This is a genomic window from Microcystis sp. LEGE 08355, assembly GCF_015207185.1.
In the GTDB taxonomy this organism is placed as follows: Bacteria; Cyanobacteriota; Cyanobacteriia; order Cyanobacteriales; family Microcystaceae; genus Microcystis; species Microcystis panniformis.
In genome coordinates this window covers 1-1,601 of the sequence record NZ_JADEXI010000818.1, presented here as the reverse complement: position 1 = coordinate 1,601, position 1,601 = coordinate 1, and the positions used below count along the sequence as shown (strand labels likewise).

General features: G+C 42.5%; 1 protein-coding gene. It reads left to right on the top strand.

Translation table 11 applies throughout. The annotated features are described in order from the left end of the window. The first annotated feature begins 315 nt into the window (after positions 1 to 315). On the top strand, positions 316 to 1,551 hold the full coding sequence (locus tag IQ242_RS24355) for a bifunctional sterol desaturase/short chain dehydrogenase (protein ID WP_193961728.1): 1,236 nt from the start codon (positions 316 to 318) through the stop codon (positions 1,549 to 1,551). Positions 1,552 to 1,601 lie beyond the last annotated feature (50 nt).

Genomic DNA, 1,601 nt, shown 5'->3' with positions numbered 1-1,601 from the left:
AGCAAAATTATAGATGATTTCCTGACCTAAGATCACATTTTATTCTTTTTTCCACTTCAATCTAAGAATTGAGAAAAAAGCAAAACCCTCCATTATACCATAAAAAAATTATGCAAGAGGTCTATTGTTCAAATAGAAGCTTATTTCTTGCTTTATCTTACCGAAAATTGTTAAAATTTTTAACAGAATCTTAAGTTTTTTCGGGAAAGAAACCCTAGTTTTTCAGGCTATTGGTTTTTTTTGCCCGATAAATGCGCTTTTTCGGCTAAGATTGCCTTGTTTACATTCGTTGAGAAAATTTAACATTTATCCCCTATGTCAAACCTGCTCCTCTGTGTCGGACTGATTTGTGGCTCAATTATTTGGGTGGAGATCGTGCGTGATAGCTATCATGCTCTGGCCCACCATTGGCAGCCCCTTTATCGTCTGCACGTCTGGCATCATCGGGTTTTTCGTCCCGATCTGTCGGTAATGAGCGAGGAAATTTATCGTCGGGCCCATTGGTACAATGATGTACCGGAGGCCTTGGTTATGTTGGCTGCCAGTGTTTTACCTGTACTACTGGCCTACTCTTGGGGGTTCGATCGCCCTTGGTTGGGTTGGTTAGGTTCCCTTTATACTTTGGCTTTTCTCAGTACGGCGATCGGTCGAGGTTTAGGCATCGCCAATCTGGAGGAATTAACCGATTTAACCCATCGTCCGGGGCAATTTGAGAGTTTACCGGCTCAATGGCGCGTTAATCGTACCTACCACTGGCGACACCATTTTGATAACCAAAAGGCTTATTATTGTGGAACTTTCACCTTTATGGATAAATTGATGGGGACGGCACTTTCTCTTAAGGGTAAAACGATCGCCATTACCGGAGCGAATGGAACTTTAGGGCGATCGCTGTTAAAGTACCTACAACTGAAGGGAGCCAAGGTAATCGCGCTCACTTCCGGGGAGAATGCGATCGCCATTGAAATTAACGGCGAATCAGTACCCATAAAAACCGTAAAATGGCAAATCGGTGAAGAAACGCAACTTCAAGACCTATTTCAGTCTGTAGATATACTGATTTTAAATCATGGCGTTAATGTCCACGGCCAAAGAACTCCAGAAGCGATCGAATTAGCCTACCAAGTGAATACTTTTTCCGTCTGGCGTTTAATGGAATTATTCTTCAAAACTGTCCGCACTAACGAGCAAATTGCCCGCAAGGAAGTCTGGGTGAATACCTCGGAAGCAGAGGTTAATCCTGCCTTTAGTCCCCTCTACGAACTCAGTAAACGAGCGATCGGTGATATGATTACCCTGCGTCGTTTAGATGCTCCCTGTGTGGTAAGAAAGCTAATTCTTGGCCCTTTTAAGAGTAATTTAAATCCTGTGGGTATTATGTCCGCCGATTGGGTGGCTAAACAGATTATCAAGGCGGTACAAAGAGATAGTCGCAATATTATTATTACTATTAATCCCTTGACTTTTATCACCTTCCCAATTAAGGAATTCTCTGTTTCTACCTACTTAAAACTATTTACTCGTTCCCCAAAAAATCGGGAAAATCCCTAACTATTTAGGGTTTGCAGCAAAAAGTTTGTTGGTGGGGACAGGGTGTGGGG